Raw genomic sequence first — 14801 nt, 5'->3', positions numbered from 1 at the left:
CGCTCCCTCCATATAGAAAGAAGCAGCCGTTCAAGGGGGAGTTCGCACCCGTTTCAAGAACATCCCGACGGTCATTTATGCGCCGCAGCCGGACGGTGCGGATGATTCGGGCGATGCATGCTTCCCATCCGCTCACGGAGATACGGCAATACCCAACGGTCCAAACCGTAGCGGCCCGCGTTCGCCCCAGCGACGAGAATGAACACCGTCAGCAGCACCATTTGCGGGTTCGTGCTCGTCGTGCCTGAAAACATAAAGGCGAAGTTCATCACCGCTCCCATGAGGGCGGCAAATGTCGTAAACAACCCGAGAATGAGTGCTAATCCAACGAGAAATTCGCCCCATGGCACGAGGAAGTTAAACAACCCGACGTTCGGCAGCGCCACATTTTCGATAAACGCCGCCCACCAGCTTTGCACGGCCGGGTGTTCGCCGGTCGCCTTCGCCAACGCTCCTTTCAAAAACCCGGTCGCATCAAAGCCATGCGTAATTTTCCCCCATCCTCCCATGAGCCATTCATACCCTAAATACAAGCGGAGGACGACCATCAACGCCGACGCCGTAACATGTTCGCGCAACCATTTGACCACCATTGCCCTTTCCCCTTTCGTTTTAAAAGATGTTCCTTACACTTTTATCATACTCCTTTTCCGAGCGGATGAAATAAGTTTGTTCACCATTTCACAATACGTTCAAAAAGTTATGGCCAAATGGTGAAAAGGCATGTGCGGCGGCAACGATATGAAGGGAAATGAAGCGAAAAAGAGGGACGTCCTTGCGAAAAAGCGATTTGTCGATTTCCCATAAGGTTGGAGAAGAACCCCGCTTTCCTTGCATCGTGGACTTCGAGTGGAGGGGCGGCAGCGCATCTTCTGTCCCGTCACTCCTGGCTGAGACTAACGAAGACAAGCCTATAGCTTGCCTTCGCCAAGCCTTCGTGTGACAGCCGAACACCGCCTCTTCCTAGGCGTATGTTAATCAAGGCAACGTTTTTCGATTTCGTCTCACTTACCGCGACTGTACAATCACCCCCGCAAAATCTCCTTGCAACACAACCTTTTCCTGTTGGTTTGTGCAGACAAACGATGCCGCAATCGCGATGCGGCCGTTTTCTTGCCGCTCGTATTTCCCGATCGTCACATCGCAACGGATCGTATCGCCCGTAAACACAGGCCGCAAAAACTCAAAATTCATCGTGCGGGCCAGGACATTGTAATCCCCACCCACCTTCGTCGGCAGCGTCGCCGTCAACAACCCTTGCACGACAAGACGCCCTTGTTCATCCGGCGTGACATGGTGAACTCCCCTGTCGCCCGAAACCGCTGTAAACTGCCGAACATCCTCGACCGTAAACGTCCGCTCAAACGTCATGACATCTCCTGCCTGTAAGGACATCAACCTCTCCCCCTTGCGGTTATACCATTTTATCTTATAATCAGAATATTATAACAGATTGGAAGGAGATTCAACGATGGTGGGACTTTTCGCTTTACTAGGTTGCATTTAACAAGGAAGTAGATACGACAATGGCGATCTAAAAGCAGTCCGCTCTCTTCCGGGGTTATGTTGCACTTTTTTCGTTCATACTATAATATACCACACCATTTTCACTTTACTTTCATTTTATTTGAACTTCATTTGAACTTTATTCTGAATCTTAGTAGAATGGAGGTGAGGAGGTGACATACATGACAACAGTAGCCGATAGGGAAAAAGCAGAGCGTTGGGTGCGACATCAAATTCAACAAATCAAAAACACTGCGCACCAGCACAAAGCAGAGGAGTTAGCCTCTTTTTTGAAATACTTAACGAACTTAATCGGGCGGATAGAACCACAAAAAACCGCAAAACTCTCTCCAGCGCTCGAACAATCACAAAGTCTAGAAGAACTTACTTCTTGGTTTGAACAGCTATGCGAATTTATGCTTGAAGCAGGAGAAAGTCATACGTTACCAAAAATGTACAAAACAAGTGAAGTGGCCAAATTCATGGGAGTAACAGTCGCGACTGTGAACAATTGGATCAAAGAGGGGCGAATTAAGGGCGTCATCAAAGAAGGAAAACACGCACACGCGAAAATCCCGGAAACAGCCATGTATAGGACATCATCGAATGAAGTCATGACAATCAAAGAAATCGCTAACCTCTATCAACAAGAACAAAAGCAGCGCTTGGTGCAAACGGCAGAACATGATGAGCTATTGGAAACCATTCGGTTTTTCTCGCAAAAATATGGCGGTACTTACGTTGAAACGCTGGTCAAAAAGGATGTGTTAACCCCACAGGAAGAGCGGGATGCATCGGAGTGGAAATATGCGTTGAAAAAGGCTGGTTTACTCAATGAGTAGAAGGCGGAGCCCATCTTCACGGGAACAGAGACAGGCAAAACTAAGAACCGGATCACAAACGAACAATTCCATTCCCACCACCTCCTGCCAACCAGCCAACGTTTTTTCTTTTCTGGAACGCGACTTTGCTGAAATTATCTTTGAAATTCGCGACGGCGGTGCAGACGGCCGTCTTTCAACAAAGAACTGTGCCAGAAAAACGATAATCTTTCGCAATGAGACGAAATTACATGTGACAGAATACGTGACCCCGGACGGCTGGATTGATTACTATTACTACGACTGGGTCACGCCGGAAGGGAAAACGATTCTGAAATGGCACTCAGAGCCCCATGACACGGACAAGCGATACCAAACCGTGACTGAGCCATACCATATTCATCTTCCCTCCTCCGAGATTTTGCACAACATGTATCGTCTATCAAACTTTGAACACCAAACGTTAAGACTCACATTTCGCACCCTAGCAGGGGAGAAAGAAAGGATTTTTTATTTCGTTTTTCAGAATAACGTTTCGACCAACACGACTAGCGATGGCAATCCTTTTTTTACCATCGCTAGTCGTTCCATATGACGTTACACGTAAATGCTCTCATCCATGCCCAATCCCTGCAGAATCCTTCGCTGATCAGGGGTGAGCGGTTTCCCTAGCCTGCGTTGGATTTGCCCATCCGGCAACTCCAACAGGACGACTCTGACATACCAAAACAATTGAAAAATCGCTTGTCCGGTCGGACGGGTCAGCTTGCGGCCTCCGGCGCCCTTTAATGGGCGTTCGGGTGTGATGAACTGACGCACCCGGCGCTGGAAGACGCGATAAATGGCCAAGGCCAGCAGAAACAAATAGCCCAACACCGCCACTCGTTCCGGTTTTTTGACGTAAATTTCGTCCGTAAAGAACGGATCTTTTAGGAAGGAGAAGTTCATTTCCACCGAGATCTGCCCTTTATACAGCTTCAAGATCTCTTGGGCATCCATGGGTTGGCCCTTCCATTCCTTTGGAACAGTCGTGACGAGGACAAACCGGGACGCTTTCCGTCTCGCCTGCTCCCACGCGTCTTGGTTGAATTCCACGCTCAGCCGAAGGGTGTACAGCGTCTCCATTTCCGGTTCCGCCCCTTTTTTCGGCCGTCCACGCCGTTTTTTCGGGCGCACGATCTCTTCGACGACGGCCTCCACTCGATGGAACCGGGGACGAAGGGATGCCTTCAAGGAGGCCAAGGCTTGTTCGGCGTCTTCCCGACAAGAGAAAGGATGACGCTCCCAACGGGCTTGTTCCTCGCGAAGAAGCTCCGCTTCTTTGGTTCGTTCTGTTTCGAGCGTCTTTCCTTTTCGCTGGTCGAGCGCACTCGATTCGACGACGATCAGTCGTACGGGCTGGCCTTCATATGTCGAGGCCGTTTCCCATACCCGGTACGTGGCGCCGTTTTTCTCGGCCAGCGCAAAGGGGGCGCTCCACGCCGAATCGGGTTGGGCATCCGCCTCCGAAAGCGCCGTTTTGACAATCCGGAGCGACGACGGCCCTCTCGTGATCAAAAAGGCGTTGGCGGCTTTCGTTTGCGCCAGCGTGTCCTTCGTCATCGCAGCGGAATCTGCCACGTAAATCCATTCGTCTTCGATCTTCGCTTCCCTCAGCTGCTCATGGACTCGCGACAACACCTCGGGATTCCACGTTTTGTCCGGCACGTTGCCGTCGTGCACGTCGCCGTAAAACGGAATGCCGTCCTCGTTGCCGATCAGGCCGAATCCGATCTGCTTTTGCCAGCGATGATGGCGGTTATAGCCATAGGTGATGTGCAACCCATCCGACGAATCGGATTCATACGCACCGTAAACCGTCTTGTCCGTCGTATCCGCGTGAAAGACACGGAGAGGGAGGCCTTCTTTCTTGTAGATTTGTACCAGGCAAGACGAAAGGACTTGATGGATATTGGCCTCATACAGCCGGTCCAAATGGCGAGCAATGGCATCGTCGTTGAACCAAGACGGATCCAATCCTGGCCGGATCAGCTTGGGCAAGTCGATGTCATGCGCCCACCGTTCCAAATGAACGAGGGCTTGCCGGCCGCTCAAGATATCCAAGAGAAGCAGCCCGACCACATCACTGGCTCGGGTTTGGCATTGAGGATCCACCGGAACCAGCCGGTCAATCAGCTGAGGGAGGCCAAGATCTTTGAAAATGGTACTTATTATATTCAAATAGGAACTTTCATAAATCGCCCGAATTCGAACGTCCATGATGGAAAAACTCCTTTGCATTCCTTGTGTGTCAAGGACCTATTCGACACCGGGATGAAAAAATCCTCCCGATTTTGGTCGAGAGGGTGCGAAATGTGAGTTAAGAAGCATTATTGAATTCATTTTGTTGTTTGATAAAATCATGTCTTCTTTTCATGGATATTTTCCTTATCGCCAAAAGAAAAGCTAATTCTTCGCCCGGACTTAATCCAAGTTCGACAGCGGCGAGACAAACGAATGCCTCTCAATCCTTGCCGCAAAAAGGATGAGAGGCATTTTGGCAAACTTCAGGCTTGTATCTAGGCGCAATGGGGATCTAAGGTCTCCGAAAAAGATTCGATCCCTAGAACCCCCGAAAAGCTGCACCTGTTTGGCTATCAGTTTGATTGTCCGATCACCGAAATCCTTCTGCGTGTTTCCACCATCTCCCGCAGTTCTTCAATAGACAAGTTCCCCCGATGCAACATGGCGTGACAATTCGGGCAGACCGGGCGCAAGTCATCAAACGGGTTCACCGTATATTGCTCGCCGATCTCGCTTAATGGAATGAGATGATGAACTTCGATGAATCCTTTGCCGATTTCTCCGTAAACTTCTTCAAAATCAAATTGGCAGACGGAACAACGGTAGCCGTGCCTTTGCAGACAAAGCCTCCGCGCTCTTGCATTTCGCTCATAGCGATTAACGGCAACCAGCTTTTTGCCCCCTTCACGCAACGGAATGTCCTCAAGCTCGCTCGGCAACAACGCCCCCTCTTCATGACGATCCATTTCTTGCTGCTCGTACCGCCGCACCGCCTCACGCAATTCAGGGCGCAATTGCCAAGTGTACCTGCCAGGATGTTCCTCACCTAAAAATGGAATGTTCCACCATCTGACTTTCCCTTCCCTTTCCATCGGAAACTGAACGTCAGGGTATTTTCGAACAATACGGTTTCCCAATCTTCCTACTTGAGCGTTTAAAGGAGAATGGCTCACTTTGTTTAAAAAACGTGCTAACTCTTTCCCCGATGCACGGCAATCAGGAAAATAATATAAAGTTCGAATCAGCTCCACATCTTCTCCATGAAAAACACTCGGATCATTTAACATGGCCAGCCATTGATCAGCCGATATCGCCAGCGGCTCGTCATAAATTTTCATCGTCATCCCCCACAACGCAATCATGATTGGATCAAGCGAACAGCATCACCGCTGTCCGCCTGATGAACACAATACTTCTTTTAACAACTCGACCGCGTGTTCGTCGTTGGGATCATTTGTGCCAAGTTCCCCGCGGAAGGCTTTGTGGAGAATGGATTGTTTCAATAAATCAAGTTTTTCTTCCACGGCCAAAACGAGTTGTTTTTCATTCTCCAATTTCTCTAATAAGCTGTCGAGTTTCTCGGCGATGCGTTTTTGTTCCGAAACAGGAGGCAGGGGAACGATAAGCTCTCCGATAATCCGAGCATTGGCTCCCGGTTGAGCGATTCCCTTTTTTACAATAGTGATCTGCTTCCAATACATTGAGCTTTTTAAATAATTCCATAGGTAGTATGGGTTCAAATTATCATTCGTCGTCAATCGAATTAAATAAGAAGCAAAAACAGAACAAAATGGCACGTCATTAATCAAAAAACTTTTTCCAGTAGTTGCTCCTGTTCTTGCAATAACGATATCTCCTTTATTCAGTTGATATTTCCCTAGTAGTTTCTTGTCTATTTTACAGTATGGGACTGCTTCCCAATCAACATTGTCATTTTGTATATCCGTTATACGCAGATACTTCGGTCCTTCCGCCAAAATCGACGATGCTGCTGTGTATCCATATTGCAATCTTCTCAAACATGATTTTAGCTTGGTCCACGTCCAATTCCCCGGCACCTCATAAGGCCATTGTTCTTTTGGAATAACGTCTTTTTCACTTAGATCGTCAGACATTGCTAATATACTTTTCTCGCTCGGGTCATTTGTCCCTAGCTGTCCCCGAAACGCCTTGTCCAAAACCGCCGCCCGTCTTCGCTCAATCGACTCCTTCACTTCCTCAATCAACCGCTTCGCCTCGTCAATTTTCGCAAACAGCCGCTCGATTTTGTCGGTGATGCGTTTTTGTTCGTTTAACGGTGACAGTGGAAACGGAAGGTTTGACATAGCTTTAGGGGAAATCCTAGGTAAATTTATTCCATTGCTATTTTCGTTCGCATATTTTATTACGTATGGTAACCCAAGAAAAATGTCTAGGAGTTTATTTAATACTAAGTATCGGCTTCGGAATACAATAATATCTGTCGAAGCTACCCCTTCAAAATCCACAACTGTATGTTTGTTGAGGTAGGGACGTAACTTACCATACAATACGTCCCCTTTTTTAAATACAACTTTTTTACTTTTTAACCCTTGTGTATCACCTACTTCAACGATGCCACCTCCACTGAGTAAATGTTCTAAACCGATATATTTTTCTGCCCCAGTTGGCTGAATTTGTTCTTTTTCCTGTTCAAATATAGCTCCCAACCTCACCCACACCCAATTCCCCGGTACTTCGTACGGCTGTTCGTCTTTTGGCACGAGTGCTTCTTCGAGCAGTTGTTCGATGGATGGTCGTTTCGCCTTGCTCATCGTTCCCACACTCCGGATTGTTCAGCGACTTTGAGCGTTTCGTTTTTCGTAGGTTCGTAGCGGGGCGAGTGTTCGGCCGCTTTCAATTCAGCGATCACGTCTTGAAGCAGCGAGATGGCAAGCTCCAGCTTTTCCACCGCTTCTTCGGCGGAGTCGATCGGGTCGGGCAAATTGTCGTAGACGGACAGCGATTCGTCGGCGATCAATCCGATGTCGAGCGTGTCGCCTTTTTTGGCGATGTCGTCGCGGGTGAAGACGTTCCACCGTTCGTCGTTGACTTTACGGCGGTCTTCTGCCGTGTAGGCCTTGATAAATCCTTCAAAATGTTCTTTCGTCAACGGATTCCGTTTACCGAAGGAAGGCATGTTCGTCCGTAAATCGTACACCCATACTTCTTTCGTATTGCCGACATCTGTTTTCCCGCGGGTGAAAAATAAGACGTTCGTTTTCACCCCTTGGGCGTAGAAAATGCCGGTCGGCAAGCGTAAAATCGTATGCAAGTTGCATTTATCCATCAAGTCGCGACGAATGTCGGCGCCAACTCCGCCTTCAAACAATACGTTGTCAGGTACAACAACAGCGGCTCGTGCTTTTCCATTCGGTTTTAAAGCTCTGTAAATATGTTGCAAGAAATTCAGCTGTTTGTTTGATGTTGTAAAGGTAAAGTCTGTTCGTGTTGCCCGCTCCCCGCCTTTTTTCGTTCCAAACGGCGGATTCGTTAAAATCACATCATAATTTTTCAAACTTTCACCAAGTGATGAGAGGGTATCGCCTAACAAGATTTCTCCATGAATATCGTGCAGCAACGCATTCATGACCGCTAAGCGATGCGTATCCCTGACAAGCTCCACTCCTGAGAAAGCTTTATATTTTTGGAACTCGATTTCTTCTTGTGACAAATCAAAATAATCATCCGTTTGCTCCCGAACATGACGGTCCGCCGCAATCATAAAACCGAACGTTCCAGCAGCCGGGTCGTGACAACGTTCTCCCGGCTGTGGATTCACAAGTTCTACAATAACATCAATAAGGACGCGAGGCGTAAAATATTGCCCCGCTCCTGATTTGACTTCACTCGCGTTCTTTTCTAACAGTCCTTCGTACAAATCGCCTAAACCTTCTTGCTTTGCGTTATACCAATCTAATTCATTAATCGATTGAATAATTTTTTCTAGGTTCTTTGGTTCTCTAATATTCGATGTCGCGTCCGTATAAATTTGTTTTAATAATTCATTTTCCTCTTTCCCTAAATCAAGTAACAACTGTTGATAATGCTCTTTTAGTTCAATCCCGTCTTTTTCTACTAACGAATCCCAGCGATATTTTTCTGGAATGATATATTCTTGACCGGTTTCTTTCATCATTTTTAAGAACAACAAATACGTTAGCTCTGTCACGTATTGATGATAAGTAATGCCGTCATCACGAAGCACGTTACATAAATTCCATAGCTTTTGGACGATTTCTCTGTTGTTCATCTACGCTTGCTCCTTCTTAGAATGATAGTTGTATAAGTTGTAATTAATTTCCCGAACGATGTGATCTAATTGTCCGTCGAAAATTTTATTTAATTGTTTAAAGCCTCCGTGGCTTTTAAATGGCTCATATTCAAACGCTTTTTCCGGATCTGGATGAAGAACATATTCTTGCAGTAATTGCTTTTCAATGCGTTCGAGCCATTTCTTTTGCACCGGCGGCCATGCTTTCATTTGGTAAATTTTTTTCATGGCGTTTTTAATTCGTTCTTCATGGCTAATGAGCGGGTCGCCTAGCGCTTGCTGGCGAATGAAGGCGATGATGTCCGCCGCGATGTCTTCGTTTTTCGCTTCACGCCATGCCGCTTGCAGTTTTTTCTCGGAAAAGCCTTTTTGGTCTAGTTCGAGCAGCAGCTTTTTCAGTTCTTCTCTTGTTAACTCGGTTGGTCGTTGGCAAACAATCATTAAAGCCGGGATTTTATTCATATTGTTGCGAATAAATTCGCCGAACGATTGCAAGTAGTCATCTGGCTTTTCCGCGTTTCCGTATCCGCGTTTTACCGCAATCAGTTTATCCTCATGTTTAGAAATATATTGCTTATTTTCCCGGTAGCGATTTTCATCCATATAACGGAACATCGACTTGTACTCTTTTAATTGTACAGGTAATTCATCCGGCTGCAAGCTTTTTACCCAATCGATAAACTCATCGACCGTTTTGCCACCGGACAGCACTTTAAAGTCTTGGTGCTGCCGATCGGACCATTTCCGCTTTTTCCGCTGGATTTTGGCAATCATTTGTTCTTTTTGATATTGAAGATGTTCCGTTTTTTCTAGCCCCTCTAATTCTTCGACTAATTGCGTCAGTGAAATATTCGGGCGCGTCACGACCGGCTTCATGCTTGTATATGGTTTTAAAGATTCATAAATCCCAACCGCATCAAAAATTTTAAAATGGTCTTTTTGGATTTCTTCGCATCTTCTCGTCGCGCGTCCTAACATTTGTTCATACAGAATGCGCGAGCGAACACGCCGTAAGAAAACAAGATTCGTAATCGCCGGCACGTCCACACCCGTCGTCAGCAAATCAACCGTAACGACAATTGTTGGATATTTTTCGTTTTTAAAACGGCGGATCGCACCGGAAGGATCTTTAATCGAACCGGTAATTTTCATCACCGCGTTGTCTTCGACTTCACCGTATAGTTTTTCGAACTCTTCTTTTAAAAGGCGAACGACTAAGTCGGCATGATCATCAGTGGCAGCAAAAATTAACGTTTTTCCTTCATCATCCGGAGAAATATATTTCGTCAATTCACGAATGATGACACGATTAAAGCTTTCCGTAATGACTTTTGTGTTAAACTGAGACACATCAATATTGACTTCGTCTTCTAAATACTCTTGAGAAATCGTTCCTGTCACCGTGTCATACACATCGACCGTTTCCCCTTTCGCCCACGTTATCCCTTCTTTTTTCAACACCGTTTCAAATTGATACGGGGGTTCATGGTCGACTAAATAGCCATCCACTACCGCTTCCCGGTAAGAATACGTGAAGACAGGCGGACCAAAGATCTCCGTCGTATGGAGTGCTGGCGTCGCCGTCAACCCGATGCGGACGGCATCAAAATAATCGAGCACTTTGCGGTATTTGCTGACATAGTCTTGATGATCCCTAAATTGCAGTTCCACCTCATCCATTTCTTTATCTAACGTATAGCCGCGATGGGCTTCGTCCACAATGATGCAGTCATATTGATCCACCGGCGGGATGTCTTCCGGGCGGTCGTTATAAAAAATTCGTTTTAGCATCCCTTGTACGGTAGCGATATGCACTTTCGTTTCGTCATCTGGTTTTTGATCGTACAACGATTGTAAGCTATAAATTTCGGTGAACGTATGGAAACTTTCCATCTTGCTTTCTTTAAAAGCACTTTCCGCTTGTTCCGCTAGCGCTTTTCGGTCAACAAGGAATAAAATTCGGTGAAACCGCTTTGCTTTGAGCAATCGGTAAATGAGGCCGATCGCCATTCGCGTTTTTCCTGTTCCGGTTGCCATTGCGATTAAAATGCTGCGTTTTTTCTCTTCCAGTGCTTTTTCAACGGCTTGAATGGCTTTCACTTGGTAAGGTCTTAATTTCAGATAACCAAATTTTTCACCACGCAAAAATTGTTCCGAACGTTCGATATCTTGCTCCAACAATTTTTTTAACCCGCGAGGAGTGTACCAACCTTGCAGCGGGCGTGGATGGTTCGTCGATTTTCGGGCATCTAAAAACCAAATGCCTGATTTTTGTTCGAGCTGTTTTAAATATGGCCGCCCATTTGTCGCAAAGAGAAATGGGACAAAGTAATCTCCCCACGGTTCATGGATCACTTCATCACCATGTCGAACGACTAATTTTGCATATTCTTTTGCTTGTTCAATGTCGGATGGAATATCTTTGCTGGCGCGTTTCGCCTCAATGATTCCCACTAGTTCAAGGCCAATAAATAGTGCGTAATCGGCGTAACCGCGTTTTAAAGGCCATTCCGCGATGGCCATGTTTCGTCCCTTTTCCGGACGAGCTCCTTTAGAAAACCGTAATTTTTCAGAGTCAGCCTCCCATCCAGCATCCCGTAACTGTTGGTCAATAAGAATACGGGTTTCTGCCTCTGTCAATTCAAAGTTAGCGACGGCGCGTTGAGAGAATTCACGTCGTTTTTGCTTTTCTTCACTGCTAATATATAGCTGTTCTTTCCGTATCTTTTCAAGCTCTGTTTTCAATTGAGCAAGCTTTTCTTCGTATGACTTGACGACATGATCCAACTCATCCGCTGATATAGATGCTTGTGGTGTCGGTTCAATATACTCTGGAGCTTGGAATGACCAATCGCCATACACTTCCATAAACCAAACGGCTATGCGGAACGCCATATGCAATAAAGCTTTTGCTTCGTTTACTTCTCCATAACCCGGATTATGTACCGCTTCATTCCCTTTCAACCGAATAACCGTAAATAAGTCATATATTTCTTTCGGGATAATTTGCTCGTAAAACAGAACTCTTAGACGTTCTTGCTGATCAGTTCCCCGTTCTTCCCGAATTTCTTCTAAAGCTAAAATATATTTTGTAATCGTTTCCGCAAATTTTCTCAACTCACTAATCGTCACGTTTGGATTTTGATATACATTCCGTTCCGCCGTTTCCCCAACACGGGCGAGAATTTCCCATTTTTCTTCTAAGAAACGAAAATTGTGTAACATATACACACCTCACCCATACATATTTCTCTGCGCACTCAGTCTAATACTTAATAAATATTTGCCAATACATTATTGCCTGAAAGAAATTATCATAGTTCTATTTTATCATGAAATTTACATTACTCTTATAGCACCATCAAGAATTTTGTGTAATGCAAGATAGATGGGGTGTCTCTGATCTGAGTTCGACAGCCACTAGGCAAACTTTTATACATCATCGCATTCCCTACTCCTTAAGAAACTCTATTATAACAACTTCAACTTCTTACCATCAGATGCAGAATAGTTTTTATAAATATATTCTGATAAAGCTAATGCATCGTCCTGTATTTTCTCCACATCCCATTTATCGTTGGATAAACGTCTCTTTGCAGTTAGCGCAATATTTCTATATCCTTTCTTTATTTCCCAATCATACGCAAAACTGACTTGTTGATTAGCTTCCATAAGTATGTCCCGGATTGTTTCAGCATGATCCTGTCTGCGTAGCCAGATGTTTGGCTCTCTTTGCCCATGGCCGTCACAACTCATAGAAGTATATAACCCGACTTTATTTAATGCAAATACTAGACTAGCAATGCCGCTATCCAAATCCAATATAGAGAGGTCATTGTCTGGATTATGATTCCATGCAACTGGGACTTCTTGTGGTCTGAAAACAGAAAACCAGTTCCATCCTTGTCGATGAAAAAACTCTATTTGCTGGAATAGTTCATCCGAAACAAGGGTATTCGGCTTCAGCCGAATCCCTTGTTCGCCAATGCTAACGCCTATTTGTAATGCTGTTAATAAACTGACCATTTCGATGAAGTTGGATTTTGAATACCATACATCCAAAACTAATTCTTCATCTACTACGTCCACCCAAAATCCTCGTCTTCTTAGACTATTTCTTAATTCAAGAAGAAGTTTCTTTTTCAACACTCATTCCCCCTGCTTTGTCATTGGTCGGATAAAAGCTCCGATGCCAAACTTTTGATAAGCATCAAAGTATTTTTGCTTCCTCTCTTCATAAGCTTTGCGAATTAATTCATCTGCTTCTTCCAGTTGTCTAATCATCTCCTGTTGCTGCTCAATAGGAAGCAAAGGCAACTCAATGGAACGAATATCATTTGGAGTTAGAACCGTTGCAATGGATCCGCTTTGATGAGCTTCAAAAAAGTATTGACCAATCGGACTTTCTAAGAAACGTTTGACGTAGACAGGATCGACTTCTTTCGTAGAATGAAGGCGAATGATAATAAACATATTCGATACTAAAATCGTTCCGTCGTATTCCGGAACAATGGCAATTTTCTGTTGGGTTCCCCTGCTTGACACTAAAATGTCCCCCGGCTGTGCGGTAACACGCTGTACATCTCTTGTTTGAATCGGAAATTCATCAATGGTTTCAAATCGTATTTCTCCATTTTCGATATCTCGTATTTGAATAACAGGGAATAACTCCCCGTCTGCACTTTCGATTTGTCTACGGGTTGGAAGATTCACGCCGCGGATGACCTCCGCAATATCCCCGATCTGCACAAGTTTTTCCGCTTCGCTTTCGTATTTTTTCTTATTAAAGACGATCTTGCCGAATTCTGTGTCCAGTTCCACATGAATGAAGTATAAGGATGGGTTTAAGTCCCAATTATTTTCGGCAATTTCATCTATAGCAACAATGCGTGAGTATTTTTCTTTGTTTTCATATTCCTCGAGCGTTTCAATGATTTTCTGGACATGTTTGGAAGTCAAATATTTCTGTGTTCTTGTCCGCTCATAATCCCCTTCGGCATTAATGAATTGCACTTTGCCTTTTTTGTGGCTTGGTTTATGTTTATTCAATAGAAGAAGCGCCACCTGAATACCCGTTCCGCTAAATAAATTGTTTGGAAGGGAAACAATGCTTTCGATTACATCGTCTTTTAATAAGATGGAGCGAATTTTTCTTTCTGCCGCACCTCTAACCAGTGTTCCAAAAGGAACGATTAATGCCGCTTTCCCTTCCTGATTTAAAGACGCCAATGCATGTAATATAAAGGAATAATCTCCTTGTGATTTAGATGGAAGATCATATAATTCAAATCGATGATAAGGGTCATTGATGGCAAACTCATATCCCCAATCTCTTAAACCGAATGGGAAATTCATCATAATATAGTCAAATTGCATCAGACGCCCATTTTCAAGCCATTTCGGGTCACGAATGGTATCACCTAATTTCATATCCCCCTGTTCTGGCAAGATATGATTGACAAACAAATTCAGCTTGCCAATAACATATAACTCCTCATTAATCTCTTGTCCATAAACAGTAATATCTTTTCCTTTGCCTTTAGCGTATCGGTAAGCATCAACCAGTATATTTGCAATTCCAGCAGTTCCGTCATATACGGATCCCGTGGTTGGCTTTAATGCCTGAATCATTAGCTGTGACAGACCATCAGGTGTGAAGTCATAACCTTTTGAGGACGCAAGCAGCTCTTTTATTAATGTTTCAAAAAAAACTGCCGTAGCCTCGCTATGTTGATACTCCGTTTTCGTTAATCCATATCGTTCAAGAAGAACCACTAATTTATAAAGAGTGGTTTCCTCGATGTTCTTGAATGTATCGTTAAGAAACACGCCAGAGAGTGAAGGCTCTATACTTTCAAGCATACGGTATAAAGATTGGATGGTCTCTTTTACATTTCCGCCGCGATTTTTAAGTTCTTCCCTTGTTATGATGTTTGTGAACTTCTCACCATATTTTTCATTCTCCATGGCAAAAAACAGAGTATGCAGCTTTAATAATTCGACTGTTAATCCTTTTTCCGCTTCAATTTCTTTCTTATTAAATTGATTTTCTAATTCATGAATAAATTGCAACGCTTTGTCGCGGCTCATTATTTTACCTCCTAATTTTTAAATAAAGT

Annotated in this window: 11 protein-coding genes; 2 read left to right on the top strand and 9 right to left on the bottom strand. The window is 44.7% G+C overall.

What is annotated here, in order from left to right; genetic code table 11:
- Positions 1–71: 71 nt before the first annotated feature.
- Both M493_RS04115 and M493_RS04110 read right to left on the bottom strand, forming a co-directional pair.
- Positions 72–593, bottom strand: a complete 522-nt coding sequence (locus M493_RS04115) for a DoxX family protein (protein ID WP_020959021.1) — start codon at positions 591–593, stop codon at positions 72–74.
- A gap of 415 nt (positions 594–1008) precedes the next feature.
- Positions 1009–1395, bottom strand: a complete 387-nt coding sequence (locus M493_RS04110; protein WP_020959020.1) for a MaoC/PaaZ C-terminal domain-containing protein — start codon at positions 1393–1395, stop codon at positions 1009–1011.
- A gap of 293 nt (positions 1396–1688) precedes the next feature.
- Between M493_RS04110 and M493_RS04105 the strand changes: the two genes are divergently transcribed.
- Together M493_RS04105 and M493_RS04100 are read left to right on the top strand one after the other, a co-directional pair.
- Entirely contained in the window at positions 1689–2348 is a 660-nt protein-coding gene (locus M493_RS04105) for a helix-turn-helix domain-containing protein (protein ID WP_020959019.1), read from the top strand.
- Positions 2341–2922 carry a toxin-antitoxin system TumE family protein gene (locus tag M493_RS04100; RefSeq protein ID WP_020959018.1) on the top strand — a complete coding sequence of 194 codons (582 nt, stop codon included), beginning with the start codon at positions 2341–2343 and terminating at the stop codon, positions 2920–2922. Before M493_RS04105 ends, M493_RS04100 begins: the two co-directional genes overlap by 8 nt.
- 2 nt (positions 2923–2924) lie before the next feature.
- Here M493_RS04100 and M493_RS04095 read toward each other — a convergent pair whose 3' ends face one another.
- The 7 genes from M493_RS04095 to M493_RS04065 all read right to left on the bottom strand — a co-directional run bounded on the left by M493_RS04095 (position 2925) and on the right by M493_RS04065 (position 14772).
- On the bottom strand, positions 2925–4586 hold the full coding sequence (locus tag M493_RS04095; RefSeq protein WP_020959017.1) for an IS1634 family transposase: 1662 nt from the start codon (positions 4584–4586) through the stop codon (positions 2925–2927).
- Positions 4587–4963: 377 nt separating this feature from the next.
- The gene (locus M493_RS17500) at positions 4964–5728 is read right to left on the bottom strand and encodes an HNH endonuclease (protein WP_020959016.1); all 765 of its coding nucleotides are present in this window, start codon (positions 5726–5728) and stop codon (positions 4964–4966) included.
- Positions 5729–5773: 45 nt separating this feature from the next.
- Positions 5774–7183, bottom strand: a complete 1410-nt coding sequence (locus M493_RS04085) for a restriction endonuclease subunit S (RefSeq protein ID WP_020959015.1) — start codon at positions 7181–7183, stop codon at positions 5774–5776.
- On the bottom strand, positions 7180–8661 hold the full coding sequence (locus M493_RS04080; protein ID WP_020959014.1) for a type I restriction-modification system subunit M: 1482 nt from the start codon (positions 8659–8661) through the stop codon (positions 7180–7182). Before M493_RS04080 ends, M493_RS04085 begins: the two co-directional genes overlap by 4 nt.
- On the bottom strand, positions 8662–11907 hold the full coding sequence (hsdR, locus tag M493_RS04075) for a type I restriction-modification system endonuclease (protein ID WP_020959013.1): 3246 nt from the start codon (positions 11905–11907) through the stop codon (positions 8662–8664).
- A 246-nt stretch (positions 11908–12153) separates the two neighbouring features.
- Positions 12154–12831 (bottom strand): hypothetical protein, encoded by a 678-nt coding sequence (locus M493_RS04070; protein WP_020959012.1) that lies wholly within the window; start codon positions 12829–12831, stop codon positions 12154–12156.
- The gene (locus M493_RS04065; RefSeq protein ID WP_020959011.1) at positions 12832–14772 is read right to left on the bottom strand and encodes an N-6 DNA methylase; all 1941 of its coding nucleotides are present in this window, start codon (positions 14770–14772) and stop codon (positions 12832–12834) included.
- Positions 14773–14801: the final 29 nt, after the last annotated feature.

The sequence above is a fragment of the Geobacillus genomosp. 3 genome (assembly GCF_000445995.2).
Classification (GTDB): Bacteria; Bacillota; Bacilli; order Bacillales; family Anoxybacillaceae; genus Geobacillus.
Note: the sequence above shows the minus strand (reverse complement) of the source record. Positions and strands in the feature narration are given on the sequence as shown.